The 25520-nt window shown below is 40.2% G+C and carries 28 protein-coding genes and 3 tRNA genes; 22 read left to right on the forward strand and 9 right to left on the reverse strand.

Features of this window, described 5'->3' with window-relative positions:
* The first annotated feature begins 14 nt into the window (after positions 1–14).
* A complete protein-coding gene (locus EHQ24_RS13545) occupies positions 15–1232 on the forward strand; it encodes an MFS transporter (protein WP_135602111.1) in 1218 nt (405 codons plus the stop codon).
* A 106-nt stretch (positions 1233–1338) separates the two neighbouring features.
* Here EHQ24_RS13545 and EHQ24_RS13550 read toward each other — a convergent pair whose 3' ends face one another.
* Both EHQ24_RS13550 and bcp read right to left on the reverse strand, forming a co-directional pair.
* The gene (locus EHQ24_RS13550; protein WP_135602112.1) at positions 1339–2817 is read right to left on the reverse strand and encodes a leucyl aminopeptidase; all 1479 of its coding nucleotides are present in this window, start codon (positions 2815–2817) and stop codon (positions 1339–1341) included.
* The gene (bcp, locus tag EHQ24_RS13555) at positions 2814–3287 is read right to left on the reverse strand and encodes a thioredoxin-dependent thiol peroxidase (RefSeq protein ID WP_135602473.1); all 474 of its coding nucleotides are present in this window, start codon (positions 3285–3287) and stop codon (positions 2814–2816) included. The genes EHQ24_RS13550 and bcp overlap by 4 nt, the downstream gene beginning before the upstream one ends.
* A gap of 78 nt (positions 3288–3365) precedes the next feature.
* Here bcp and EHQ24_RS13560 point away from each other — a divergent pair, with 78 nt between their 5' ends.
* Positions 3366–3761: a hypothetical protein gene (locus EHQ24_RS13560; RefSeq protein WP_135602113.1), complete on the forward strand. Its 396-nt coding sequence runs from the start codon at positions 3366–3368 to the stop codon at positions 3759–3761.
* A 27-nt stretch (positions 3762–3788) separates the two neighbouring features.
* Complete coding sequence (locus EHQ24_RS13565; RefSeq protein ID WP_135602114.1) at positions 3789–5261, forward strand: potassium/proton antiporter; 1473 nt, start codon at positions 3789–3791, stop codon at positions 5259–5261.
* Here EHQ24_RS13565 and EHQ24_RS13570 read toward each other — a convergent pair.
* Complete coding sequence (locus tag EHQ24_RS13570; RefSeq protein WP_135602115.1) at positions 5258–6646, reverse strand: APC family permease; 1389 nt, start codon at positions 6644–6646, stop codon at positions 5258–5260. The two genes, EHQ24_RS13565 and EHQ24_RS13570, sit on opposite strands and share 4 nt — an antisense overlap.
* Positions 6647–7162 carry an LIC10415 family protein gene (locus tag EHQ24_RS13575; RefSeq protein WP_135602116.1) on the reverse strand — a complete coding sequence of 172 codons (516 nt, stop codon included), beginning with the start codon at positions 7160–7162 and terminating at the stop codon, positions 6647–6649.
* A 174-nt stretch (positions 7163–7336) separates the two neighbouring features.
* Here EHQ24_RS13575 and sppA point away from each other — a divergent pair, with 174 nt between their 5' ends.
* The 7 genes from sppA (at position 7337) to EHQ24_RS13610 (ending at position 10636) form a co-directional block, all read left to right on the forward strand.
* Positions 7337–8302 carry a signal peptide peptidase SppA gene (gene sppA / locus EHQ24_RS13580; RefSeq protein ID WP_135602117.1) on the forward strand — a complete coding sequence of 322 codons (966 nt, stop codon included), beginning with the start codon at positions 7337–7339 and terminating at the stop codon, positions 8300–8302.
* Entirely contained in the window at positions 8299–8907 is a 609-nt protein-coding gene (locus tag EHQ24_RS13585; RefSeq protein WP_135602118.1) for a hypothetical protein, read from the forward strand. Before sppA ends, EHQ24_RS13585 begins: the two co-directional genes overlap by 4 nt.
* Position 8908: 1 nt before the next feature.
* Entirely contained in the window at positions 8909–9649 is a 741-nt protein-coding gene (gene surE / locus EHQ24_RS13590; protein ID WP_135602119.1) for a 5'/3'-nucleotidase SurE, read from the forward strand.
* 5 nt (positions 9650–9654) lie between these two features.
* Positions 9655–10326: a tetratricopeptide repeat protein gene (locus tag EHQ24_RS13595; RefSeq protein WP_135602120.1), complete on the forward strand. Its 672-nt coding sequence runs from the start codon at positions 9655–9657 to the stop codon at positions 10324–10326.
* Positions 10327–10385: 59 nt separating this feature from the next.
* Positions 10386–10457: transfer RNA gene (locus EHQ24_RS13600), tRNA-Pro, on the forward strand.
* Between the two features lie 17 nt (positions 10458–10474).
* Positions 10475–10548 (forward strand) — tRNA-Arg (locus EHQ24_RS13605).
* Positions 10549–10564: 16 nt separating this feature from the next.
* Positions 10565–10636, forward strand: a tRNA-His gene (locus tag EHQ24_RS13610).
* Positions 10637–11023: 387 nt separating this feature from the next.
* Here the strand turns inward: EHQ24_RS13610 and EHQ24_RS13615 are convergent.
* Positions 11024–11632, reverse strand: a complete 609-nt coding sequence (locus EHQ24_RS13615) for a DJ-1/PfpI family protein (RefSeq protein ID WP_135602121.1) — start codon at positions 11630–11632, stop codon at positions 11024–11026.
* Positions 11633–11735: 103 nt separating this feature from the next.
* On the opposite strand from EHQ24_RS13615, the gene EHQ24_RS13620 reads away from it, so the two are divergent.
* Complete coding sequence (locus EHQ24_RS13620; protein ID WP_135602122.1) at positions 11736–12032, forward strand: DUF805 domain-containing protein; 297 nt, start codon at positions 11736–11738, stop codon at positions 12030–12032.
* 287 nt (positions 12033–12319) lie between these two features.
* Here EHQ24_RS13620 and EHQ24_RS13625 read toward each other — a convergent pair whose 3' ends face one another.
* On the reverse strand, positions 12320–13450 hold the full coding sequence (locus EHQ24_RS13625; RefSeq protein ID WP_135602123.1) for a tyrosine-type recombinase/integrase: 1131 nt from the start codon (positions 13448–13450) through the stop codon (positions 12320–12322).
* Between the two features lie 284 nt (positions 13451–13734).
* On the opposite strand from EHQ24_RS13625, the gene EHQ24_RS13630 reads away from it, so the two are divergent.
* Complete coding sequence (locus EHQ24_RS13630) at positions 13735–13950, forward strand: hypothetical protein (RefSeq protein WP_135602124.1); 216 nt, start codon at positions 13735–13737, stop codon at positions 13948–13950.
* A gap of 27 nt (positions 13951–13977) precedes the next feature.
* Positions 13978–14562, forward strand: a complete 585-nt coding sequence (locus EHQ24_RS13635) for a hypothetical protein (RefSeq protein ID WP_135602125.1) — start codon at positions 13978–13980, stop codon at positions 14560–14562.
* A gap of 149 nt (positions 14563–14711) precedes the next feature.
* Here the strand turns inward: EHQ24_RS13635 and nadB are convergent, their stop codons facing one another.
* Both nadB and EHQ24_RS13645 read right to left on the reverse strand, forming a co-directional pair.
* A complete protein-coding gene (gene nadB / locus EHQ24_RS13640) occupies positions 14712–16313 on the reverse strand; it encodes an L-aspartate oxidase (protein WP_135602126.1) in 1602 nt (533 codons plus the stop codon).
* 52 nt (positions 16314–16365) lie between these two features.
* Positions 16366–18204, reverse strand: coding sequence for a S41 family peptidase (locus EHQ24_RS13645; RefSeq protein ID WP_135602127.1), 1839 nt, complete (start codon positions 18202–18204; stop codon positions 16366–16368).
* Between the two features lie 112 nt (positions 18205–18316).
* On the opposite strand from EHQ24_RS13645, the gene EHQ24_RS13650 reads away from it, so the two are divergent.
* A complete protein-coding gene (locus EHQ24_RS13650; protein WP_135602128.1) occupies positions 18317–19324 on the forward strand; it encodes a tetratricopeptide repeat protein in 1008 nt (335 codons plus the stop codon).
* Here EHQ24_RS13650 and EHQ24_RS13655 read toward each other — a convergent pair.
* The gene (locus tag EHQ24_RS13655) at positions 19293–20072 is read right to left on the reverse strand and encodes a pyridoxine 5'-phosphate synthase (protein ID WP_167483081.1); all 780 of its coding nucleotides are present in this window, start codon (positions 20070–20072) and stop codon (positions 19293–19295) included. The genes EHQ24_RS13650 and EHQ24_RS13655 overlap by 32 nt on opposite strands.
* Before the next feature lie 104 nt (positions 20073–20176).
* On the opposite strand from EHQ24_RS13655, the gene EHQ24_RS13660 reads away from it, so the two are divergent.
* The 8 genes from EHQ24_RS13660 (at position 20177) to EHQ24_RS13695 (ending at position 25501) form a co-directional block, all read left to right on the forward strand.
* Positions 20177–20680, forward strand: a complete 504-nt coding sequence (locus EHQ24_RS13660) for an FYDLN acid domain-containing protein (RefSeq protein ID WP_135602130.1) — start codon at positions 20177–20179, stop codon at positions 20678–20680.
* On the forward strand, positions 20677–21567 hold the full coding sequence (gene miaA, locus EHQ24_RS13665; protein WP_135602131.1) for a tRNA (adenosine(37)-N6)-dimethylallyltransferase MiaA: 891 nt from the start codon (positions 20677–20679) through the stop codon (positions 21565–21567). Before EHQ24_RS13660 ends, miaA begins: the two co-directional genes overlap by 4 nt.
* A 21-nt stretch (positions 21568–21588) precedes the next feature.
* A complete protein-coding gene (hfq, locus tag EHQ24_RS13670) occupies positions 21589–21840 on the forward strand; it encodes an RNA chaperone Hfq (protein ID WP_135571899.1) in 252 nt (83 codons plus the stop codon).
* A gap of 52 nt (positions 21841–21892) precedes the next feature.
* Positions 21893–22963 (forward strand): mannose-1-phosphate guanylyltransferase, encoded by a 1071-nt coding sequence (locus EHQ24_RS13675; protein ID WP_135602132.1) that lies wholly within the window; start codon positions 21893–21895, stop codon positions 22961–22963.
* Between the two features lie 231 nt (positions 22964–23194).
* The gene (locus EHQ24_RS13680; RefSeq protein WP_244310423.1) at positions 23195–23872 is read left to right on the forward strand and encodes a hypothetical protein; all 678 of its coding nucleotides are present in this window, start codon (positions 23195–23197) and stop codon (positions 23870–23872) included.
* A gap of 27 nt (positions 23873–23899) precedes the next feature.
* Positions 23900–24376 (forward strand): chemotaxis protein CheW, encoded by a 477-nt coding sequence (locus tag EHQ24_RS13685; protein WP_135602134.1) that lies wholly within the window; start codon positions 23900–23902, stop codon positions 24374–24376.
* Between the two features lie 54 nt (positions 24377–24430).
* On the forward strand, positions 24431–25147 hold the full coding sequence (locus EHQ24_RS13690) for a phosphate signaling complex PhoU family protein (RefSeq protein WP_208725778.1): 717 nt from the start codon (positions 24431–24433) through the stop codon (positions 25145–25147).
* Between the two features lie 36 nt (positions 25148–25183).
* Positions 25184–25501, forward strand: a complete 318-nt coding sequence (locus EHQ24_RS13695; protein WP_135602135.1) for a hypothetical protein — start codon at positions 25184–25186, stop codon at positions 25499–25501.
* Positions 25502–25520 lie beyond the last annotated feature (19 nt).

Genomic DNA, 25520 nt, shown 5'->3' on the forward strand with positions numbered 1-25520 from the left:
TTTATTTACATACCATGGATTTTAAGTTTTCTAAATATCATGTTTTCGTAGTGGGCATCCTTGCCTTTTTGCAATTCACAGTAGTCCTTGATTTTATGATTCTCTCTCCCTTGGGAGTTTTGGTGATGCAAGAACTACAAATCACAACTCAACAATTTGGATTTGTGGTTTCTGCCTATGCGTTTAGCGCAGGAATCTCCGGAATCTTAGCTGCAGGTTTTGCTGATCGTTTTGACCGTAAGAAGATGTTATTATTTTTTTACATTGGATTTGTAATCGCAACCTTTCTCTGTGGAATTGCAACGAATTATATCTTTTTACTCGGAGCCCGAATTTTGACCGGATTATTTGCCGGTGTTCTTTCTTCCATTTCCTTTGCCATCGTTGCCGATTTGTTTCCTTTGCAAGTGAGGGGAAGGGTGATGGGATTTATTATGACTGCCTTCGCCGCAAGCCAAGTATTTGGTCTTCCCATCGGTATTTATATTTCCAATTTATGGGGATGGCAATCTCCCTTCCTTATGATTGCAGGTATCAGTGGATTTGTTGGGTTTGTCATATTTTTCTATTTAAAGCCAGTCACAACCCATCTTGATAATAAAGTAGATACTCATGCCTTCCATCACCTAATCAAAACACTGACTCAACCTAAATATTTACCAGCCTTTGTTGCCACAACCTTACTTGCAACTGGTGGTTTTATGTTAATGCCATTTGGTTCCGCATTTTCTGTCCACAATCTCGGGGTAAAATTAGAAGATCTTCCTTTAGTATATATGGTCACTGGGGTGGTTTCTATGTTAGGTGGACCAATTATGGGAAGGCTCAGTGATGCCATTGGAAAGTACAGAATGTTCGTGATTGCTTCAGGAATAGCTGCGTGTATCATTATTTATTATACAAAAATGGGAGTCACTGCATTACCAATTGTAGTTTTAGTGAATTCCCTTCTTTTTGTGTTTGTTGCCGCACGAATGATTTCAGCCAATGCGATGACTTCTGCTGTTCCTGATTTACATGACCGAGGTGCCTTTATGTCGATCAGTTCCTCCATCCAACAAATTTCCGGTGGAATTGCAGCCTCCGTTGCAGGACTCATTGTTGTCCAAACTTCCAGTGGTTATATGGAAAGGTACGATATTTTAGGTTATGTGGTAGCAACGGCCATCGTAATCACTGTCATCCTTATGTACAGTGTTCACAAAATTGTTTTAAGTAAACATTCTAAATAAAATTTGCTAATTTTAAGAATGAATTGTATATATAGGAAATTGTTTGAGATTAAGAAGTAGATAAACATAGAACCCGAAAAACCAGGTTCTATATTTTTGAATTTGGTTATTTCTTTGATAGTTCGTTCGCAAGATCCACTAACAAACGTACTCCGTAGCCAGTCGGTCCACTGAATTGGGTCCCCGATTTTTTCTTTCTCCAGGCAGCACCTGCAATGTCAATATGGGCCCAGTTGATTGACTCATCCACAAACTTAGAAAGAAAAATTCCTGCAGAAATAGTCCCTGCACCTTTTCCACCACCAGTGATGTTTTTTAGGTCAGCAATGTCTGATTTCAAATCTTCCCCATATTCTTCCCAAAGAGGAAGTTCCCAAACACGATCATCCGAAGCATCAGATGCTTTGAAGAGGGCTTCCCGAAGTGGATCTGAATTGGTAAGGATGGCAGCCGCTTCATGGCCAAGAGCAATGATCACAGCCCCTGTGAGGGTTGCTAAATCCACCATATAGTCCGGTTTGTAGTTTTTGGAAACATAGGACAATACATCACCGAGTACAAGTCTTCCTTCTGCATCTGTGTTTTGTACTTCCACAGTGGTTCCATTGTACGCTGTATACACATCACCTGGTTTGATTGCCTTACCATCTGGCATATTTTCTGCCACACCAATCGCAGCAACAATGTGGATGGGAAGTTCTAGTGCGGCAATGGCACCAATCGCGTGTATGGTGGCTGCGGCTCCACACATATCGTATTTCATTTCATGCATTTCACCAGGCGGTTTTAAAGAAATTCCTCCTGTATCAAAGGTTAATCCTTTTCCTACGATGGCGAATTTCTTTTTGGCTTTGGCCGGTTTGTATTCTAAAATGACCATCTTGCCATTGAGCTCAGACCCACGTGCCACGGCCAAAATTCCACCAAGACCTTCTTTTTTCAATTGAGGTTCGTCCCATACTTTGATGGAAAGTTTGTATTCTTTTGCGATCTCTTTAGAACGGGAAACAAAATCATCGGGAGTGAAGTAGTTTGCGGGGAGGTGGGCAATGTGACGAGCACCATTTACGTGTTTTGCGACAATTTTACTTTTGGAAAGTCCTGATTCTGCGAGGGTAGTGACTGATTTGTCTTCGAACTTTAGATACACCGCTCCCACTTTCTTTTTGTCTTTTTTCTTTGTTTGTAAAACAGAAACAGGATAACTTCCTATAAAAAGAGTATTTGCAATTTGGTAAGCGATACGATCCGCAGAAAACTTTTTAGAAAGGGATTTTGAAATAATGATCTCAAGTCCCATTCCGTCATAACTTAGTATTTTTTCTCCGTATTTGAAAAAATGGGAAATAAACTTTCTAAAGTTGAGTTTTTCTTTTTCACCTAATCCTAGATAGATGGTCTGGCTTGTCTCATCTCGAAATTCTTTTCCAAGTTCTCCAGAAAAAACTTTGGTTTCGATTTGGACTGGGAATTTTTTCCCCAGTTCTTCTTTGACATCCTCTTGGAAGATGGGGATGAGTTTGTAGTATGTTCCAGATTTAGGGGAACCGATTTGGATTTGGAGTGGAGAGATTTCTATTTTCATTTCCCTTGGATTTCCTGAATGTCTTTGATGATTTCTTCAACGTGTCCTTTTACCTTCACGCTGTCATAGATTTTTTTGATTTTGAGAGAACTATCGAGAAGGAAGCTGGATCTTACGATTCCCAATCCTCTTCTTCCCATAAAAACTTTCTCTCTCCAAACATCATAGGCCTCACAAATTTCTCCCGATTCGTCAGAGATGAGATCAAAATTGAGGTTTTGTTTTTCGATAAACTTGGTATGGGATTTGGGATTGTCTTTGGAGATTCCCACTACGTTGTACCCAAATTTTTTCAGACGTGCAAAATTGTCACGGAAGTCACAAGCTTCTGTTGTACATCCTGGTGTCATATCTCTGGGATAAAAATAGACAACGATCCCATTTTTTCCTGTTAGGTCTGCGAGTTTTACTTTTTCGCCGTTTTGGTTGATACTTGTAAAATTGGGGGCTTTTTTCCCTACTTCCAACATAAATTTCTCTCCTGGTAATTGCATACTTTTAGACAATTTTCAGTTGTCAATTTCGGAAATTGGTTCGATACTCTTTGTATGGACTCCAAGGAAAGAGCAGCACTGATTCGCGAAGCAAATACTGCCTTCAACGCAGGCGATATTCGTAAAGCACGTGAACTCTTCCTCAAAACTGACTACAAAGATGGCCTCATTCGTCTAGGTGATCATTTTATGTACGATCGGAAACTTCCCATGTTGGCCTTTGGATACTACAAAAAGGCAGGCAGACAGGACAAAGTGGACGAAATTTTCCAACGTATGGTTTATGCGCTCTCTGTTTGGCTTGGTCGTGACAAATGGAAACTTCCCACACCAGCAAACCAAGCGGAATCCTCGGGAGCTACCGACTCTCGTCCATTAAATCCAGATGATTTTGTCGTTCATCCCATTCTCAAAGCTAAGGCTTTAGAGATACTTTCTTCCAGACGATAACCCTTTCTCATCGTCTAAGGAATAAACATGATCGATAGTTTTACCTTACAAGCCCTTGTCATTTCTACTCTCATTTTATTTTCTATTCTTTCGAGTAAACTTTTCTTTCGTTTTGGATTTCCTATCTTACTCATTTTTTTAACATTCGGCATGTTAGCTGGTTCTGATGGCCCCGGACAAATTGACTTTAGTGATTATGGATTGGCCCAGTCGATCGGGATTTTTGCTCTAATTTATATTTTGTTTTTGGGCGGACTCGAAAGCGAATGGGATAGTCTTAAAAACTTTTTGGCTGTTGGAATTCGTTTGTCTGTCATAGGAACCATCCTTACTGCTCTGATTTTAGGTGTTCTCATCCATTATTTATTTCCTGTCCTTGGATTTATGGAATCGTTTTTACTCGGTTCCATTGTCAGTGCAACAGATGCAGCATCTGTTTTTAATATTTTCAAAACAGACTCTTCTGACCTTCCTGTTCATCTTAGAAAAATCATCGAGTTTGAATCTGGTTCCAACGATGCCGTAGGTGTACTACTCACTACCATCTTTATGAATTTAATTTCTGCAGATGCAAGTTTTAGTGGGTTCCAATTTTTTAGGTTTTTTGTCATGCAGGTGCTTGTGGGTGCGATGATGGGGTATAGTTTAGGTATCCTCATTCTTTATTTAATGAACTCCGTCAAACTTGGATATGATGGTTTATATTTAGTTTTTATTACAGCTTCTGTTCCTTTTATTTATGCAGTGACTACCGTGTTCCAAGGGAATGGATTTTTAGCAGTTTATATCGCAGGGATCATTGTTGGTCGTAACAAATTCATTCACAAAAAATCCATCTTTCGTTTTTTAAACGGATATGTTTGGATCTTACAAATAGGTATGTTTCTTTGTTTTGGTCTTTTGGTTTATCCTTCTCGGATGGCCAATATTTGGGTACCAGGACTTCTCATCGGGGTATTACTCATTCTTTTTGCAAGACCAGTTGCTGTGTTTATTTCATTATTGCGTGTGAAGCTACCGGTCAAAGAAAAGTTATTTATATCTTGGGTGGGATTACGTGGGGCCTCACCCATCATCCTTGCAACATTTCCCATTGCCCAAGGTTTGGTTTGGGGTGATTTACTTTTTCATATTGTATTTTTTGTGGTTCTTGTTTCTCTTCTCATCCAAGGTTCCCTTATTCCCAAAGTGGCGCAGTGGTTAGGAATATTAAAGAAAGATCCAGATCGTAAAATCTATCATCCCACAGATTTTGATAACATTGAGTTCCCTGGAATGACCTTACAAGAGTTGATCGTTCCATATAACTCTAGTATCGTGGACAAAGCGTTGTTTGAAATCAAACTTCCCGAACAATCTCACATTCTACTCATTGCAAGAGGGGAACAATTTTTGATTCCTTCCGGCAACACACAAGTGAAAGGTGGGGATGTGGTTTGGGTATTAGCAAAAGATGATGTGATGCCCATCATCGGTAGAACCTTTATGGCAGTGGCTTAGATACTTGGATTTCCGTTACTCTTAACATTTGCTAGTTTTTTATCTAATCGAAATACATAATAAATAGGAAGGGCTATCAAGGTGATCATTAGCCCCCATCCTGCCGTCACCGGTTTTTCGATAAAGAGAATGGTCATCACTGCGACGTTTGCCAAAATATATAGGAAAATGGGCAAAGGATACAAAGGAATTTTATAATCCGATTTCATTCCCATCCTTTCAAACCGAAAGGGAGTGGCTGCTGTGAGGCACGACAAAATCAAAATCGAACAAGTGATCATATAGAGGAGTGCTTCAATTTCTTTGACAAACAAAAAGAGAATCGCAACAAAGGCCTGAAAAAATATCGAAACATAAGGACTATGCCATTTGGGATGGATCTTGGAAAAAGAAGGAAGGAAGACTCCATCTCTTGCCATCGCAAAATACACTCGACTTCCTCCAATGAGAATGGCCGACATAGATCCCAAAATCACCCAAGCAATAAAACTCGTAGTTAAAATTGAATAGTTAACTCCAAATAACTTTTGAAAGGCGATGGCGCCAATCCCGTCTTGGCCCGCTAATTCTTCAATCGGAGCAGAAATAACAAAAAGTAAGTTGATCGCAAAATACAAACCCGCGACGAGAAAACAAGCGGAGATGGCAGAACGGACAATGGTTTTTTCCGGGTCTTTCACTTCTTCTGCGATATAAGTAATCATATTCCATCCCAAGTAAGAGAAGGAAACAGGAACGATCCCAATCAAAACTTTGGAGTAAAAAGAAAGTTCCATTAGATTGGGAAAAGGAGTGTTCCATAAATAAGACCAATTGGTATTTCCGATAGAAAACCCAAGTGCTAGAAAAAGAAGGAGGCCCGTAATTTTTAAGACAGCAAAAACATTCTGTACGCGAACGGCAGACTTAATTCCAAAGAAGTTGAGAATGCTAAAAAATAAAATCGGTATAACACCAATAAAAGTAATCGAGCTGATTTGTAAATCTAACCCAAGTAAGGTGTATGTAGGTGATTCCCAAACAGGAAGTTCTGGAAATAAAATTTGAACATACTTTCCAAAGGCAAGAGCGAGTACAGATACGCAGGCAGAAAAATTGGTGAGTAAGGAAGACCAACCACTCATAAAAGCAATGGCAGGAGAATAAGCTACTTTTAAGTAAACGTAATCGCCACCAGCAAAAGGGAGGAGGCGGGCTGCATAAGCATAAGTAATGGAACCAGAGAGGGCTAAAATTCCGCCCACAATCCAACAGAACAAAACAATCCAGAGGTTTCCGGTTTCTTTGATTAAATACCCGGAAGTGAAAAATATTCCTGATCCAACCATAGAAGAGAACAGGACGGAGATGGAATCAAATGTATTGAGACTACGTTTTAATTCCAATTAATTGCCGAGGAGTCGTTTCACCATTGTTTCAGAAATTGGCTTCATAGAAGAAGCAGACAAAGTCCCAATTTTACCGTTGAACTCTTCTGGGTTTAACATCATTCCAAGGGAAAAGATATTTTCGCTTTCTACTTCCTTTTTCTTTAGTTCTGCAAGTAGGCTTGAGATATTCCCTTTGCTATTTTCTAAAATTTCAGGTTTGGTTATTTTACTATCACCTAACTCTGGGAATAGTGGTTCTCCTTCAAAAAGAAGTTCTTTGAGTTTGTCTTCTTCCTGAGTGGAATCTTCCAAAAGTCCAATTCTAGATTGTTCCTTTGAAAGTTGTTTTTGCAACTCTGTGAGTCGCGATTGTATATTGTGATACTGAACAGGTAGGCTGACAATAAAGTCGGACTTTTCTTCTGACTTTTGTACAGGAACTCCTGATTTTCCAGAGACATCTTTCGATTCCTTTTTGTCCTGGATTAGTTTTTCGGCTGAGTTGAGGAGACGATTGAGACGAACATCCATGTCCTACCTTCCTTGGTAATGGCCTTATGTCTCGGCGGTGCCTGGACATAAATCCTATGACTACCTATCTAATTTTCGGTTAGCGCGTACAAGGAAAATAAACTTTTTCTAAAAAAAAGTAAAGAATTATTAAAGTTGACTCGGGTTTTTGCAAGGTTTTGCTTGTGGGAGTTTATGGAAAGAAACCAATTTCTTCTCTTTCTCTCCTTTTTGTTCTCCACCATTGCCACAATTCTCGGAATTGCCATCCTGGTATCTGGATCTAGCCTAGCCCGTTTCTCTAGTGGAACCGGTGGTGGTCTTTTCCAGGCCAGTGAAATTGGAGCTGTCGTCATACCGATCGTAGGTGAGATCCATTCAGGGGAATCCACTTTTGACTCTACGGGTGCTGATACCGTTTTACGCCAATTACGCGAATTGGAAGAGGATGGAAATGTCAAAGGAATCTTACTTGAGATCAATTCCCCAGGCGGAACAGTAGCTGCTTCGCAAGAAATTTTCAACGAACTCCTTCATTTGCGTAAAACCAAAAAAATTGTGGTAAGTATGAAAGACGTGGCGGCCTCCGGTGGTTATTATATTGCCGCGGCCTCCGACTATATCTTTGCACAAAACGGAACCATCACGGGATCCATTGGAGTGATTTCCTTTGCACCTAACGTGAAGGGACTTTTGGATCGTTATGGGGTAGGGGTTCGCACCTACAAAGCAGGGAAATACAAAGATATGTATTCTCCTTTCCGTGATTCGACAAACGAAGAAGATGATATGATTGGAAAACAGTTACAAGACACCTATCGCAAGTTTGTGGAAGATGTTGCCAAAGGAAGAAACAAAACGGTTAAGTCCATCGAAGAGTTAGCAGAAGGAAAAATCTATTCAGGCGAAGATGCATTCCGTAACAAACTTGTGGACGACATAGGTGGACGACGGGAAGCTCATAAAAAACTTTCTGAACTTTGCCAATACGATGGTCTCATTCCACTGTTTGAACAAGAGATTTCTCCTTTTGATCGTTTTTTACAATCAATTGGTGTTAGCTTTTTGGGAGACAAATCCCATGTTTCCAAAATCAAATCTCTCATCCAATCACAGGTTTTGGTGATTTTACCAACAGCACTTGGAAAATTAATGTTATGAGAGATTTTTTCTTCGACTTAGTTGATGTATTGGAATTGGTATTTTTGGATCCGCTTCGGTATTCGGAGGAGATCCAAGAAATTCCTTTTGCAAAAAGTCCTTTATCCAATTGGTTGTTCTCTGTTTTGGCGGCCTTGTCTTTGTCAGTGGGGATGAGTATCCTTTCTGCTCCTTATACCATTTCCACTATATCATTTCTGTTTTTTGGATTTATCGCCAATTTGTTTATGTTTCGTTTTTTCCCTTTCTTTTATGCATTGGTAGCAGACTACTATGTGCAAAAGAAAGGAAGATCACAGAAATTGCTGTTTTTACTTCTATTTTCTAGACATTCGGTCGTATTGTTTCTGTTATTTGCTCCTGTTAGCATTGTTTTTCATGCTGTCGGTCTTTCTGGACTTGGAACAGGATTCTTTTTACTTTTAACGTTCGTATTTCTTTATAGCCTGTCCCTTTCTCGTGGACTTAAATCTATTTATGAATTACGAAATCGCGATTCTCTTCGATTTTCGTTTTATGCTTTGGGATTAACCATTTTATTTCCTTTTCTAATGAATCTATATACAGCAACCAATATTCTCCAATCGATTTCGGGCGGTTTTTAGTTTGAATTTACTCATCACAAATGACGACGGAATTTCTTCCGCCGGAATCAAAGCGTTAGAACGAGTTCTCGGTAAATCTTATAATACATATCTCATTGCCCCTTTAAAAGAACGTTCTGTCACTTCCATGGCGCTGACAGTGTTTCAAGGAATGCGAGTCGAACGGATCAACGACAATCATTACATCGCGGATGGATTTCCTGCGGATTGTGTGAACATTGGATTGTATGCAGAAATTTTTCCAAAAATTGACTTCGTGATCTCCGGGATCAATCGTGGTGTGAATATGGGATATGATGTCCATTATTCGGGAACAGTCGGTGCTGCCAAACATGGTGCCCTTCATGGAATTCCATCACTTGCGGTCAGTTCCGGTCGTATTGATCCAGAGGATGATTATACAAGAGAAGCGGAACTGGTTTTATCTTTTTTAAACAAATACAAATCACAGATCCAGTCCGGTGAAGTTTGGAATTTAAACTTTCCTCCCGAAATTTCTGGTTCAGGCACATTGGATGAAATCGTATTTACGAGACTTGGTCGACGTCGTTACTCCGAAAAATATGAAAAAAAACAAATCATTGAAGGTGTCAGCGAATTTCAATTAAACGGAAGTTTGCTTGGACACGACGACGAAATAGGAACTGACTTTGAAGCCTATTACCAAGGAAAACTTCCAGTGACTCCCATTCAATTGGATCTTACAGAAAAAAAACGACTTACGGAATTACAATCTAAGTAGAACCCATGGCAGAAGAAACTGACTACCTCGGATACATGAACAAGGGCAATTATGCCATGGCACTGAATCTTTTGGATCAGGCCTTACTCCAAAATCCAGAAGACCCCGTCCTTTTATACAATTTTGCTTTGTGTTGTTTTCAGACCAAAAACTTCAAAAAATCGATTCAGGTTTTGGATCGGATCCTCAGCGGATACCCTGGTTTTATTGAACTGGATAATGTTTACCGCCTAAAAGTATTTGCACTTGTGGAATTAAAGGATTGGGAAACAGCCGAATCCATCATCAAAGAAAGATTACAGGTTGCGGTCGATGATGCCAAACTCCTTTCTTTTTTAGCCCATGTTTATGAATACACACACCGGCTGGAAGAAGCCATTGATATCCATAGAAGGATTCTAAAGCATACTCCTGATTACAAAAACAGTCTGAACTCCCTTGGTTACCTGCTGGCTTTGAAAAAAAAGCCAAACTCCGAGGAACGTGCGGAAGCCATTCGTTCATTAAAAAAAGCTTTAGAACTGGATCCAAACAATCCCGCCTATTTGGACTCCTTTGGTTATTTTTTGCAAACCATTGGAAAACCAGAAGAAGCCTGGAAGGCCTACCGGAAAGCTCTGCAAAAGAACCCAAACCATCCCATCCTTTTAGAAAGATTGAAGAACCTAAAGAAATAAATCTCCCTTTTGTTGACACAGTCCTTAAGCCAAAAACACTGGTGATTCAAGGACTTTCTCGGGATGTAGCGCAGTGGTAGCGCATCTGTTTTGGGTACAGAGGGTCGCAGGTTCAAATCCTGTCATCCCGAATCAGTTGGTTCTATCCGACCCGGTAGCTCAGCTGGATAGAGCAACTGCCTTCTAAGCAGTTGGTCGGGGGTTCGAATCCCTCCCGGGTCAAAACGATATAGAAATGGTGGATGTAGTTCAGCGGTAGAGCCCTGGTTTGTGGTACCAGTCGTCGCGGGTTCGAATCCCGTCATCCACCCACTTTTAATTTCCCCTTCAACGATATACTTTCTTAAAAATGGCATGTGCGCCTCGCGTTCGCCTGGCCCTCCGTGGCCAGAGCTCTCGCACGCATACATCCGTGTATGCTGTTCGGCGCCCATGCCATTTTTAAGAAAGGCTTCGAATTCATTGGGAAATTTGGTATAAGTAAAAAGTTTTTTAAGACTAAAGTGTATTGGGATTCGAACGATTTTGCGATAGAGTTCGAGTAGCCAATTTGGCAAGACACCTTGCCTAACTTACGTTAACCGATATACTAACAGGATAATCGGCAGCTCTTTGCGGATTCAAGCCTTTGGCCAACGCAAGGCGTCCTAGGCATGTTGAAGATAGAAATCGAATTAAGTAGTGAAATGGGTAAGTGTTATGGCTTATGTTTGTTCAGTGAACTTGAACTCCAATCGTATTCCATCCGTTTTGCGGTTCGAGAGGCTACTTCCGATCCAAATAGTTTTTGGAGGAGATAAAAACTCAAATGGATTCCTGAGGAAATTCCTCCTGAAGTTAGAATTTTTCCATTGTCAGTGTATCTAACGTTTTCTTTTACATTTAACATTGGATAGTTGTTTTTAAGAGTTTCAATGTCCATCCAGTGAGTGGTGACTTCCAAGTGATCTAAAAGCCCTATTTCTGCTAAAAGAAATGCACCTGTACAGATAGAAGCTAAATGCTTAACTTTTAAGTAATTCGCTTTGATCCAACTAAGAGTTGTTTGATTTTTGATCTCTAACTCCTCGGCCCCGTAGCCGCCCGGGACGATTAATATGTCCATAGAAGGGCAATTTGTGTATTGAAAGTTAGGCAAAACTATCATTCCGTTTCTTGCCTTAACTGGAGAAAGGTTTTCAGCGACTAGAAATACATTACATAACTTCTTTTGATCCTTAGTTTCTGCGATTGAAAATACTTCGAAGGGGCCAGCAAAATCCATCACTTCGACTTCCGGAAAAATAAGAATTCCTATTTGCAACATTTAATCAATTTTCCTTTTTTTCTTTACAAGTTAAATAATTAATTTCTAGTATGCCTCGTTTGTGACGAAACAAATTTACTAGTTCATTAGAAGGTAAAACTATATGTCATTCCAAGATTCGATCAAAGTATGTTTACAAAAGTATGCTGATTTTAGTGGCAAAGCAAAACGACCCGAGTTCTGGTGGTGGGTTGTTGCTTGTATCATCATCAGTGCAGCGCTGAACATGATCCTTCCGCTGATTGGGGGAGTTTTTTCTTTAGCGATCTTACTTCCTAGTCTCAGTGTTGGTTCCAGAAGATTACATGATGTAGGAATGAGTGGCTGGTGGCAATTGATCGGTCTTACGGGAATTGGAATTCTTGTGCTGATCTTTTTTTGGGCTCAGAAAGGGAAATAAACGATTTTAAAATTTCCTTTTTGTTGCCTTTAGGCGTTAGGGAGACGAAGGGCTTGGTCACCTGCCATCGTTAGATGGTTGGTGACGGGAGCGAACAGCGAACCCCGGAGTGGCCCGGCCCTTTTGATCTATTATTTTAATCTTCAATACAATTGGGAACGCGCTACTTCTTAGATTTAAATGAGAATGGATTAAACAATAGAGAGTTGGATTTTTGTCTACTGAATGTTAGTAGTTTGAAGTGGATCAGGAATTTTTCTCGAGTGGAACTTATTAGGTGGTGAGAATTAAATTTCTTTTTTTGAGTCTTTATTGAGATTTGTTTTTTCAGTTGTGGGGGGAATTCGATCTAACGGACTCGCAATATTTTCCAACCGGCTTCTGGCAACTTTTGTATAAATTTGGGTGGTTCGGACACTTGCGTGTCCGAGTAAGGTTTGGATCATTCGGAGATCCGTACCTAGTTCCAAAAGATGGGTGGCGAAGGCATGGCGCAAACTATGAAAAGTGACTTTCTTTTTGATTTTTGCCTTTCGTGCAGCATTTGTGAATATAGTTTCCGCCGTACGAATGTTAAGAGGTCTATTTCGCATTCCCGGAAATAACCAGGGATTGGAACGCATTTCGTTATAACTATGTTTAAGAAGTAAATTGTATTCTCTTATTTTTAAATATTCCATTAGCTCTTCTATTAGTGAGGAAGCAAGAACAGTATATCTATCTTTTTTTCCTTTTCCTTGTGTCACTCGAACCATATTCCGTTTAAAATCAATATCGGTAATTTTTAAGTGAATGACTTCACTGACTCGCAGACCTGAAGAGTAACTAATCAGAAGTAACATTTTGTGTTTGCGGTTGGGTAGTGCATCAAAGATGGCCCTTGTTTCTTCTGCAGATAATACTTCGGGAAGTTTGTTTTCAACCTTCATTCTTGGAAATTTTAGATGAGTGAACTGTTTTCTTACCTCGCGGAAATAGAAGATAAAGGCTTGTCTGGATGCTCTTACACTGGCAACTTTTGGTTTTTCTTCTGTTACCAAATGATCGAGATAATTTTCTAAATCGATCATTCTAATATTCGATGGAAGTTTTCCTGTAAACACCAACAACCGAAATAAATGAGAGTAATAGGATTTGGTTGTGCAAAAGGTAAAATTTCTTTCTCTCGTTGCTTTGAAATAATCTTCTAAAATTCCGCATTGTTTGGGAATTTCTTTTGGTGAAATTCTGATATCATGTGGTTCAAATGCATTTAACAATTGTTTAATGGTTTTTGGGTCATTGGGGTATGACCAAGATTTGTCCCGTGGATGGTAAAAGCCATTTGGAATGGACTTTGCAATTGGAAAATAAGTTTTCGAATATCCAAATTGCAAATGGAATCGATTGTCCTCTGGGGAGTAACGAAGTTTGATCATACGGCACCTAACCTTGTATTGGTAAGTTTATTAGGTGGATTCTCTTTGGTTTGGTTCTCTAATTTTGTAGAATTTGATGTTTTTAATGGAATTTCGGGTATTTCTGGAGTGGTTTGTGTGAATCTAATCTCCCCGCCCTGATTTGAGGGAGGGGTTCTAGACCCGCCACCCAATGTGCTCCCTCTACCACGATCTCTTGCGTCAGAAAAGCTAAATCTTTACATCACCATTTTTTTTCTTGGAAAGTTCGTATTCTCACGTACCTTAAGTGAATACGGAGGCTTATGAATCTAATCACAGTCGGGCTTGGAGTATTTTTTATTCTATACGGAACTACAACCTATATCTTACGCATATACAAACCGGAATTTTTTTGGAAGTTGGAACCCATGAAACAAAAATGGGGTGAAAAACGTGGATACTTCATCCATGTGTTTAGTTATTCGATCCTTCCTATTTTGTTTGGAATTGTTTATACCATTTTGGGGATCATTGGATAATGATTATTATGTGAAATTTAGAAAATAATGTTTCTAAATAAAATCATACTTTTGTTGGTTTTTTCTTTTTATGGATGTGTATACGATGACAAAAAATCAGAAATTCGCATTTTAAGTGACAAAGATTTTAATCAAACCATATATACAAGAGTCCGAATTCAAGATTCAATTTATCAAGATAGTGTTTTCTCAAATATCTCAGCTATAAAATTCTTTTTTCTAAATCACATTCCATACCCGGTCGAAGAACCGACGGAAAAATGGAAAAATCAAACACTACGCATTTTAATTTCATCAGATGAAAATTTAATGAATACCTACCAAAACTTGTTTATGTTTGAAAAGATTCAGGATGTATATTCTGAATTAAAACTCTTTCCAAAGGACACACATTTAACAAATACATTTGAAGATAATACAATTTACATTTTTCTAATGATGGATCATCAATCTAGATACCATTTTTTCAAAAGATCCATGATAGGTTTTCCTTTAATTGTCGCACTAAGGGTTTCAATTTTCAAAAATAAGCAACAAGTTGCATTCTGCCAGCAAGTCGTTAAAAAAAATACATTCACAAATGAATTTTTGGAAACTGAATTAGGAGATTAACATTCACTATTCTATCAACTTCTAAAAGATAATCGAATTGATATAAAATCTGGAAATTTATTAACGGATAAAATATCCTTTTGTTTAGAAAAACTAAAAATTAGAAATCAGCCGTAAATGAATCTTGACACCTAACCTTCGTTTATGTCTTAAAGTTTGTGAGAAAGGATGGTATCTTGTCTCGAAGGAGTTCTGTCTTCTGGATAGTCGGTGCTATAATGAAGCCCACGACTTTCTTTCCTTAAGAGTGCGGATCGAACAATCAGTTCTGCCACTTTCACTAAGTTTCGAAGTTCCAATAATTCAATAGAGACAGTGGTTCTGTTGTAGTAGTCTTTCACTTCTTCGGAGATCAGTTTCAATCGACGGAGGGCTCTTTCGAGTCGCATATCAGAACGCACAATTCCCACGTAATTACTCATAATGGTTTTGATTTCAATCAAATCATGAGAGATCAGAACCCATTCTTCTGTATTGGTGGTTCCTTCTTTGTTCCAATCAGGGATAAGGTCTGTTTCAGCAGAATAACTTAGTTTTCCTTGGGACTTGATATCTCCTGCAATTCTATGCGAGAAAACAAGACATTCCAGTAAACTATTCGAAGCCAATCGGTTACCGCCATGAACTCCTGTGCAAGTGGTTTCGCCGCATGCATAAAGGTCGGCAATATTGGTTCGCCCCAAAAGATCAGTGGCCACACCACCGCACATATAATGTGCCGCTGGCACCACGGGGATGGGATCCGTTGTGATATCGATTCCTAGTTTTTTACAACGTTCATAAATTGATGGGAAGTGGTTGATGATGTCGTTTGCGGGTCTATGAGTGATGTCGAGAAGGACATGGGGCTCTCCTCGTTTTTTCATTGTATCGTCTATGGCGCGAGCCACAATATCACGCGGTGCAAGTTCCCCCATATCGTGGTAGTCTTTCATAAAAGGTCTACCACCTATCTCTCGTAAGATGCCGCCATGACCACGAACAGCTTCTGAAATTAAAAAACTATTTCCTTGTTCATGAAAAAGAGAAGTGGGGTGGAATTGATAAAATTCCATATTTTTTACAATGGCACCAGCACGGTAGGCACTTGCCACTCCGTCGCCAGTGGCAATGTTGGGATTGGTGGTATGCAGATATACCTGACCGGCACCACCAGTGGCTAAAATGGTTTTTTTAGCGAGAACTGGAAATACTTCTCCTGTTTCTGTATCTACAATGTAAGCACCATAACATCGAAGGGGAAGATTTTCTTTTTCCTTTAAATGGTGTTTGGTGATTAGATCCACGCAGGCATGGTTTTCTAAAATTTGGATGTTTTTGTTTGCATGAACATGATCGAGTAATGACTGTTCTACGGCACTTCCTGTTCTATCAAGAGAGTGAATGATTCGATTTTTGCTATGACCACCTTCGCGAGCAAGGTCGAGTTCCCCAGTTTGGTTTCTGGTAAAAGGAACTCCTAGGTCTAGAAGTTCCCTAACTCTGGTTGGTCCTTCTTCGACAAGGACTCGCACTGCTTCTAAATCACAAAGGCCTGCCCCTGACTCCAAGGTATCTTTGATGTGTTCTTCAAACTTATCCTTGTCATCAAAAACAGAGGCAATTCCCCCTTGGGCATAATTGGTATTGGATTCGTAGTCAGCCTTTTTGGTAACAACCACTACAGATCCAAGCGGAGCCAATTTAAGCGCAGTGAATAAACCACTCACTCCGCTTCCAATGATCAAAAAATCCGATTTAATTCGAGTCACATGATTTCCAATTGTATCTCTTGAGTTATATCCTAACCTTTTGGGCTTCGGATTATTTTGTATTTAACATTCCTTCAATGTAATCCAAACTTCTGATTAACATATAATCTGGTTTGATGGCATCGTTGGCATGTGATTTTAAGAAAGCATCTGCCTTTCCATTTTTCTTTGCATACTCTTTGATGGCATTGACATTGAACTTGGATTTCACAACACCTTCGTGTGGTATGAGTGGAAGGTGGTTCCACATATCTTCTTCACGGTAACGGAAAGGAAAACCACCATCTGGTTCTTCTGATACTTCAATATCTGGAGACACTCCCACAACTTGGATGGTTTTTCCAGATGGAGAATAGTATCTTGCATTTGTGATTTTGAGTAGGTAATCAGGATTGTTTTCAAGGTTATTTAAACTTTGAACCGTTGCTTTTCCAAAAGTTCTTTCACCTAGCAAAATTCCACGGCCATGGTGTTGGATGGCACTTGCTACAATTTCTGAAGCCGATGCTGATTTGGAATTGATCATTACAACTAAAGGAAGTTTGGTGATGTCTTTGTTTTTTGCATATTTTTCTTCATCACTGCGGAATGGAGTTCTTGTGAACACAATCATTCCTTTTTCAATAAACATATCAGCAATGTCGATGGCAAGATCCAAATATCCACCCGAGTTTCCACGTAAGTCTAGGATGAGAGCCTTTAATGGTTTACCACTTTCTTTGGCCTCTTGTTCCATTTCAACAACAGCATTTGCTATTTGTGTATCAATCGGAGCTTCGCCAGGACCTGGTTTCACAAATCCAGTGAGTTTGATATAACCAACTTGAGGATTTTCTTTTACGATGTGATGTGTTACGTTTTTAATCGTAATTTTATCACGGATGACTTCGATATCGGTTTTTCCGGTATTACCTTTTCTTGTGATGGTAAGAACTACTTTCGTGGCTTTTGGCCCTTTGATTTTTTTTACCACTTTATCGAGAGATAGGTTTTTGATGACCTTTCCATCTACTGCCACAATGGTATCACCACTACGAATTCCGGCACGAACGGCAGGACTTCCTTCCAATGGATTTTCCACCACGACTTCACGGCTTCCCCCGCCAGAAAGGATGGCTCCAATTCCTTCAAAGGAACCGTCGCTAATTTTTGCCATGGACTCTTCCCACATTTCTTTTAGGAAAACGTTGGAATGTGGATCTAAAGAATTTAAATAACCATTGGCCGCAGCAAGAAACACTTGTTCCATGCTAAATTCTTTTTTATCTTCCTCTTCTTCGGGAAGTTCCCCGTCAAGTTCCGTAAGTCCTTTGAGAACTGGTGTTTTGTAAGTTTCCAAATTGTCTTGGACGTAAGAGATCACTCGGTCAAATTCTTTGCGCGAAAAATTAATTTCTTCCCATTTGGATGCAATGACCGATTTTTTAAGTTTTTCTTTTTCGATGAGTTTTTTAAGTTCTGCATCGGAAAGTTTCCTGTTTTCGTTTTTCTTTAGTTTCTCTTTTTGGATTTTTTCCACAAGAGTGTAGTCAGGATCAAATAACACGAATTTGTCGGATGGAGAAATTTTGAAAGTTTTCCCTGGCCAAAGATCTTCTTTGTCGTCGTATTTTTCCCTTTCATTGAAATAACTTTCTGGGTAAATATACAGTGGGTGTGGCATACTGAGAACAGCAAAAGCTGCCGCATCAGTGAAAGCTCTGTTTTTATTAATATTTTTATCAATATAATACTTATCCACAGATTTGACCACGGTTTCGAAGTCTTGGTATGTAAAATTAGTGACTCGGTTGGGAGCTTTTTTGGCTTCTGGTTCGCAGGAAATGAATCCTACCGGAAGGGCAAAACTGAGTAGGGTGAAAAAAGAAAGTAGGTAAACAATTCGTTTCAAGGGATCTCTCGTAAAGTGGATAGATTATCCTAAGAATTTCCGATTTTCCAGTCCATGCAACTCAAAAAAAATCGGGACAAATCTAGGACACACGTATATCATAGACGGTGCCATGCGTCCTTTCGTTGTCCTGATTTTTGCTCTTTCCCTTGGGTTTTGTACTTCCGAACCACAAAAGAACCCAACCCGGGATCCATATAGTTTGGAAACACTGATCTTTCTGGAAGAGGTGCTTTTGGATGTATGGGAATCCGCAGATTCGAGAGAAGGGGCTATGTCTCGACTAAGATACGTTTGCCGAACTCGTGATACAGACGATGGGTATTTATGTTACACCTGGGGATTACTCGAATACCACCGCGGGAATTATGCAGAGAGTTACACTGCTTTTAGAAAGGCTCTAGAAAAAAATCCAAACGATAGTCTTTATAAAAATATGTTACGAATATCTGCCGAAAAATCAGGAAATATACCAGATTTAAAGGCCCATTCAAAAGACGGTGAGGTTCTTGCCGTGTTTACAGAGACCCAGAAACTCTGTAAGGAAAACAAACCTCCAAAATCAGAATCCTTTTTATTCCTTGCCGAACGAGGTGTACTCACAAAGGAAAGTTTACGCCGAGGGGTTCTTGCCGATTGTTTCCAAAACTTAAGTGATGGTGATAAATCAAATGTGCAAAAAGAAATCCGACTTTCTTCTCTTTCTTATAAAGAACGACTTTATGCCGACCAAATGAAATCGGATCCTTTTTCTCGGATTTGGGATACGGCAAGTTACCACCGAGGAGAAACAGGAAAAGAAGCTGTGGGTGCGAGTGCCGGAGTGGTATCTGTAAGTTCCTCTCTTGGAACAGAATCAGGAGTTCCGATGCAAGGGGTGACCTTCCGACCCGGTGCTCCGATTACCGAAGCATGGAAAAAGGTAAAACTTGCTTCGGCTTCTGGAAACGAATCCCAAGCGCGAGAAGGCCTTCGTAGTTTTTTATCAGAAATCCAATCGGCGAAACGAAAGGGAAAACTAGAAGGACAATTGGCCCTTGCTTTAGAAAGGGCTGCCAAATTACTTTTGGAACAAGACCCTCAGTATTCTAAACTTCGTTTCCTATCGAAAGAACTCTGAGATAATCTCCAATGGTTTTTTCCATTCCATCCACAAGGCTTTGGCTTACCAACCTATGACCAATGGATACTTCGGCTAAATGAGGGAGTTTGGCAAAAAGTTTTAAATTGTTTGTGTCTAAGTCGTGGCCTGCATTCACACCTAACCCTAGTTTGTGGGCTTCTATCGCTGCCAATTTATAACTTTTAAAACTTTGGGCACCATCTTCTGGGGATTTGTCATAAGCATCGGCAAAAGGCCCCGTATACAGTTCAATTCGTTCGGCTCCGAGTTCTTTTACGAGTGGATATTGTTCAAAGTCCGTTTCCATAAACAAGGAAACGCGGATTCCTTCTTTGTTTAATCTTTCCACCATTGGTTTTAAGGTTTGGAACACGGTTTTGTTTTTTAGATCAAATCCATGATCAGAAGTGATTTCCCCAGGTTTGACAGGTACGAGTGTGGCTTGGTCTGGTTTTGCAGCAAGAACCAGGTTCAAAAACCGTTCACTTGGTTCGCCTTCAATATTGAATTCCTTTTTGGGAGATCCATTTTTTATCATTTTTTCGTTGTAAGATTTTAGAAAATTCTGAATTTCGAATACATCTTGTTTGGTGATATGCCTTTCGTCCTCTCTGGGGTGGATGGTGATGCCGTAGGCGCCGGCATCCAAGATAATCTCTGAAATTCGAATGACACTAGGAATGGATCCACCACGAGAATTGCGTAGAGTGGCGATCTTGTTGACATTGACACTTAATTGGGTCATAGGAAAAAAAAAACTTTTCACTAATTTTCATCCAGGAGAAAACCGTCCAATTTCAAAAAGGTTGTCCCCGAGAGGGGATTTCCAAAACTGTCAAAAGTACGTTTATGGTCGCAAAAAAAGCAGTCAAGAAGCAGGCTCCGCCCAAGAAAAAAGCGGTAGCCAAAGAAAAACCCAAGGACTCCAAGTCCGCTTCCCCGAAGGAAGATAAAAAAAAGGCAGTAGCTGGTGCAAAAGCCCCCGCAACTAAGGCGAAAGCCGTGCCTGCCCCTAAAACAGCCCCTGCCACTGTGAAGGACAAACCGGCTCCCGTGGCCAAGGCTCCAGCCGTCAAAATTGATCCGAACAACCCTCTCGGCAAAAAGTTCAGTTGTTATTCTTGTGGAACCAAGTTCTACGATTTGTACAAACCAGAAAAAAAATGCCCGAAATGCGGTGCAGACCAATTGGCGAAACCGGCGATCAAATCGCGAATGGCAGCCATTCGTAGTTCTGAATACGAAGTGGAAGAAGAGGAAGAGCCAGTTTTAGAAGATGATGAACTCATGGAAGAAACAGAGGAATTAGAAGAAGCCGAAGAAGAGGAGGCGCCTGCTGAGGAAGAGGAGTGATCCTTCCCGTCCTTGGTGGCCCCACTGGTTCTGGTAAAACCGCCCTCACGCAAGTACTCGACCCCAAACGTTTCGAAATTGTTTCTTTTGACTCACGCCAAGTCTACCGGGATCTACCGGTAGGCACAACGGCCCCCACTCCCGAAGAATCTTCCCATATCCGCCACTGGCTCGTTGGTTTTTTAAATGCAAACGAATCCATCAATGCGAGCCAATTTTCCCTTTGGGCCCGCGAGGCCATTAACGACATTCGGGCTCGTGGCAAAATCCCCTTTCTCATTGGTGGCACAGGGTTTTATCTACGTGCCTTTCTTTTAGGGATGTATCCCGTACCAAATGTACCCAAAGAAACCAAAGATTATGTTTTGGAACTTCCCTTAGAAGAAGCGAGGACAGAACTTTTTGCCAAAGATCCCAAAGCTCTCGAATCTTTATCACCACAAGATGGATACAGAATCAAAAGGGCATTGGAAGTCGTACTCACTGGAGTTTTGTGGTCCGAAGTTTCTAAGGAAACGGTAGGGGGATACTTAAACGATTATCCAGATGTCCAAGTGGTTGGACATTGGTTGGATTGGCCTCGTGAAATCCTCTACCAAAGGATTAATGAACGAGTGGAAGAGATCGTCACGGGTATGTTAGCGGAGACAAAAAAAGTGATTTCTCTCTATGGAGCTGACTGTCCGGGCCTACGAACCTTAGGTTACAATTTTGCGCTTGCTTTCCTAAATGGAACCATAGACAGTAATACATTCATTGAGCAGCTAGCCCAAAGCCATAGGAATTATGCGAAACGACAGATCACTTGGTTCAAAAAAGATCCAATACTTTCGCCCATTTCCTTCGAAGCCGCTGTCCAACTGTATACAAATATAGATAAAATATAGAGAAATCACTCGGGATGTCCAATGTCGGCAAAAAATAATATCCAAGACCAACTTCTAAATACAGCAAGAAAGGAGAAAATTGATCTCACTATCTACTTGTTAAACGGAGTACCGCTGAAAGGAAAGGTTGTTAGTTTTGACAACTTCACCATCATCTTAGAAAACGATAACAAACAGAATTTGGTGTACAAACACGCGATTTCTACCATCATCCCAGCAAAACCAATCAAACTCCACAGTGAAGAAACACCGAAGGAAGCAGGAGGAGCCTAACTCTTTTCTGGTTTTCCTCTGTTTGCTTTGTTAGATTCTGGTTCCAGACACTATGGCAAAATTACCAAAAGAATCCCCGGTTGTCCTCATTATGGCTGGTGGAAAGGGGGAGAGGTTTTGGCCTCGCTCCCGTACCAATTCTCCCAAACAACTTCAGAAAGTTTATTCTAATAAAACTCTTCTTCGTGAGACCATCGACCGGGCTCTCACCATTACAACTATTGACAGAATTTATATTGGAACCAATGCCAACTTAAAGGCAGAGATCCTCAAAAAAGATCCTAAATTTCCTTCCACAAATTTCATTTTAGAGCCGGAAGGAAAAAACACAGCCCCTATCATTGCTCTTTCAGCACTTTACTTTCAGAAAAAATTTGGGAATCCGAACCTAATTGTTTTGTCTGCTGATGCCTTTATTGATCCCATCAAAGAATTTACAAGAACCATTGAACAGGCCTTATACGAGACAGAAAATGGAATGGTTCTTTTGGGTGTCAAACCGAATCGCCCCGAAGTAGGATACGGTTACATCAGCACTGGAAAACCAACTGATGTAGGTTATACGGTTAAAGCATTCTTTGAGAAACCAGATTTCAAAACCGCTCTAAAATACATAAAGAAAAAGAATTTTTATTGGAACCCAGGGATTTTTCTTTTCCGCACAGAAACCATTCTATCGGAATTGGAACGTCATGCTCCGCATATTTTAGGACCACTCAAAAACGGGTTTCCTTTTAAGAATTTTGGGGATTTAAAAACTGCCTTCCAAATGCTTCCTTCCGAAGCCATCGACACTGCCATTATGGAAAAATCGAATCGGATTCGCATGGTGGAAGCCACTTTCAATTGGGATGATGTCGGATCTTGGATGTCACTCGAACGAATCCTTCCCGGTGACAAAGATAAGAACCACCACCAAGGGAAAGAAGTGCTCTACCATAAAGCTTCGGGAAATATTTCTTCGGTGCAAAAGGAACTCATAACCTTCCTCGGTGTGAAGGATCTCATTGTTGTGGAAGAACCAGATGTTTTACTTGTGACTTCTCGCGAGGGAGTGGGTGATATCAAAGCGATGTTATCCACAATGAGGAAAAATAAAGTTTTACAAAAGTACCTCGACTAGAAATTTGACAGAACAGGCTTGATATAAGGAGGAAGGAATGCCTTCCGGAAAAAAGAGAAAGCGTAGAAAAATCGCAACCCACAAACGTAAGAAAAAACGCAGAGCCAACAGACACAAAAAGAAGAAATAATCTTTCTTCAGTGACTTAATGTTTCCTCCGATAGATTTGTTATGAAACAAGTCTGGAGGAAACAGAAACCCCGCACACCCGGTTTCATCCGAGCATTTACCATGGAAACACCTCTCGGGGATGTCCTGGAGGCTGAGTTCAACTTTCACGAACGTCTCGTTCGTTTAGCTGTCGAAATCAAAGAAGAGAAGGGTCGGATGTATGGTGCTACTGTGAAAAACGGTACCGTACAAGCTGAGAAGGATATTACTTCTGGCCGTGCCTATCCTGTCTTTCGAAAGCTTTGGCCCTTTCGCGAATACTTTAGTGCCCTCCCCGATAAAGACATGCTTGCATGTATTGGCGGGGCTTACGAAATTTACCCCCCCTTTGTCCCTGATGCCCAAGAGAAAGGTCGTTCCTCGAGACTTCCTTTGGAATCGGCACTTTTTCCCTCCACCCGATATGATTCTATTTTTGGGATTGTTCGCGAAACTCGTTTCCAACGTTGGAGAAGACTGCGCCGAGAGGCAAGAGAGGCGCGAGGATCGCTCTGGTTGCGTTTTAAACGACGAGTCTGGGGTGATTTGCAAGATATCTGCTTGGGTGTCGGATTTGGATGTTTGGTTTACTATCTCTACTATGATTATGTCGTATTAGGTTTGACTTTAGGGATTTTGGGAATGGCCGCTGGACTTCTCGATTTTCTTGTCAGAAAACGTTCTGTCCTAATGACAAAAGTGTTGTCATTTCTCAGTTTCGGCTCATATTTTTTCTATAATGGCTACGTCTACTTTTAGTGCGTAGGTTACATTGTAGAAAGTTATATGGCAAAAGAAACATCATCCGCAAACCAATTCATTCATGAGCAGTACATTATATTCAATTTGGGCGATGAAGAGTATGCCATTCCCATCACCATAGTCGAAGAAATTGTCAAAATTACTAACCTAATCCGTGTTCCACAATCCAAAAGTTTTTTTGCAGGGATTATGGACATTCGTGGCAAAGTCGTTCGTATGATTGACCTTGCCAAACGTTTGAACATCAAAAACATCACGGAAACCGCCGATCGTGCCATTGTCATCAATGTTGCCGGTAAGTCGATTGGAGTGATTGTTGATAAAGTTTCTCATGTTGTACATTTTCCAGCAAACCAAGTGGATCCACCTCCACCTTCAGTCAAAGGGATATCTTCGAGATACATTACTGGTGTTGGAAAAAAGGACAATCGGTTTATCATCCTCATCGATATTGAAAAAATCTTAACAGTAGAAGAAGTATCAGAACTCGCGACCGTCTAACGCCAAACAAGAGTAAAGAAAATTTTTTCTAAACAAAACCATAGTAAGTAAAATATGATCATCTCCAAGTTTTATTACCTAAGAAAAAATTTATACTCCATGGCTGAACTTGTTTTGGAGCAGGTGATTCTTCTTAGTGAAGCTTTGGAAGATGATGATTATGCCCAAGCAGAACGGATTGTGGAAAGGGATGATCTCATCGATGATTTAGAAAAAGAAAATGATAACCTTTCCCAAAATGCAATTTTAGAAGCAGTGAGTAACCGTAACATTCTCGGAATGGGTGATGTAGATAACGATATTGTTTTAAAAAAAGATCCTTTGCGGTTTGCGCTCTCGGCCATTCGGATTACAAGAAACATGGAAAGGATGGGAGACCAAGTGGTCAACTGTGCCGATGTGTTCCGTCATAAAACAATTCGCAAAGGCCTTTTTAAAAACGAAGAACCTATGACTCTCATTTTATCTCGAGTGACTACACTTGCAGGAATGGCCATTGAATCTCTTGTAGAAGAAAAAGAAAGATTTATGGGCAGTGTCAATACTTTAGAAGATGAATTAAATGCCCTTTGTGACCAAGCTTTCCAAAAATATAGATCTGTTCCGGATATGGAAAAACAAGAATTTGCAGATGTGTATCGAATCATTCTCGCATTGGAAAGGTTAGGTGATTATGCTGTGAACGTAGCAGAAGAACTTGTTCGACTCAATACCGGAAAAGACATCCGCCATTTGGAAAATATCAATACAAAAGCTTCCAATTACCAATAACTTTCGTTCGAAAGTTATTTTAATTCAAAATATAAAATGATTAGTGCTACTTTTATTTTTAAACAAAAAAAATCAGATTCCGAGTTCGAAACTTTGGACAAGTCTATTGAATCTCATGTAGAAAACCATCCAGAATATCTGGGAAAAGATAGTTGGGTGAATTTGGAACAAGGTACTATGGCAGTTGTTTATTATTTTAAATCCAATCTTGGTTTGGAATCTTTAAGAACCTATTCCGATCATACACTAGCAAAATCACAATATACGAAATGGTATGCGGGATACCAAGTCATCATTGCAGAAGTCACAAAGACTTATGGTGACGGTGAGATTTCCCATGTAACTAATTCCTAACTTGGAATCAGTTGCCTAG

It is taken from the genome of Leptospira noumeaensis (genome assembly GCF_004770765.1).
Taxonomy (GTDB): Bacteria; Spirochaetota; Leptospiria; order Leptospirales; family Leptospiraceae; genus Leptospira_A; species Leptospira_A noumeaensis.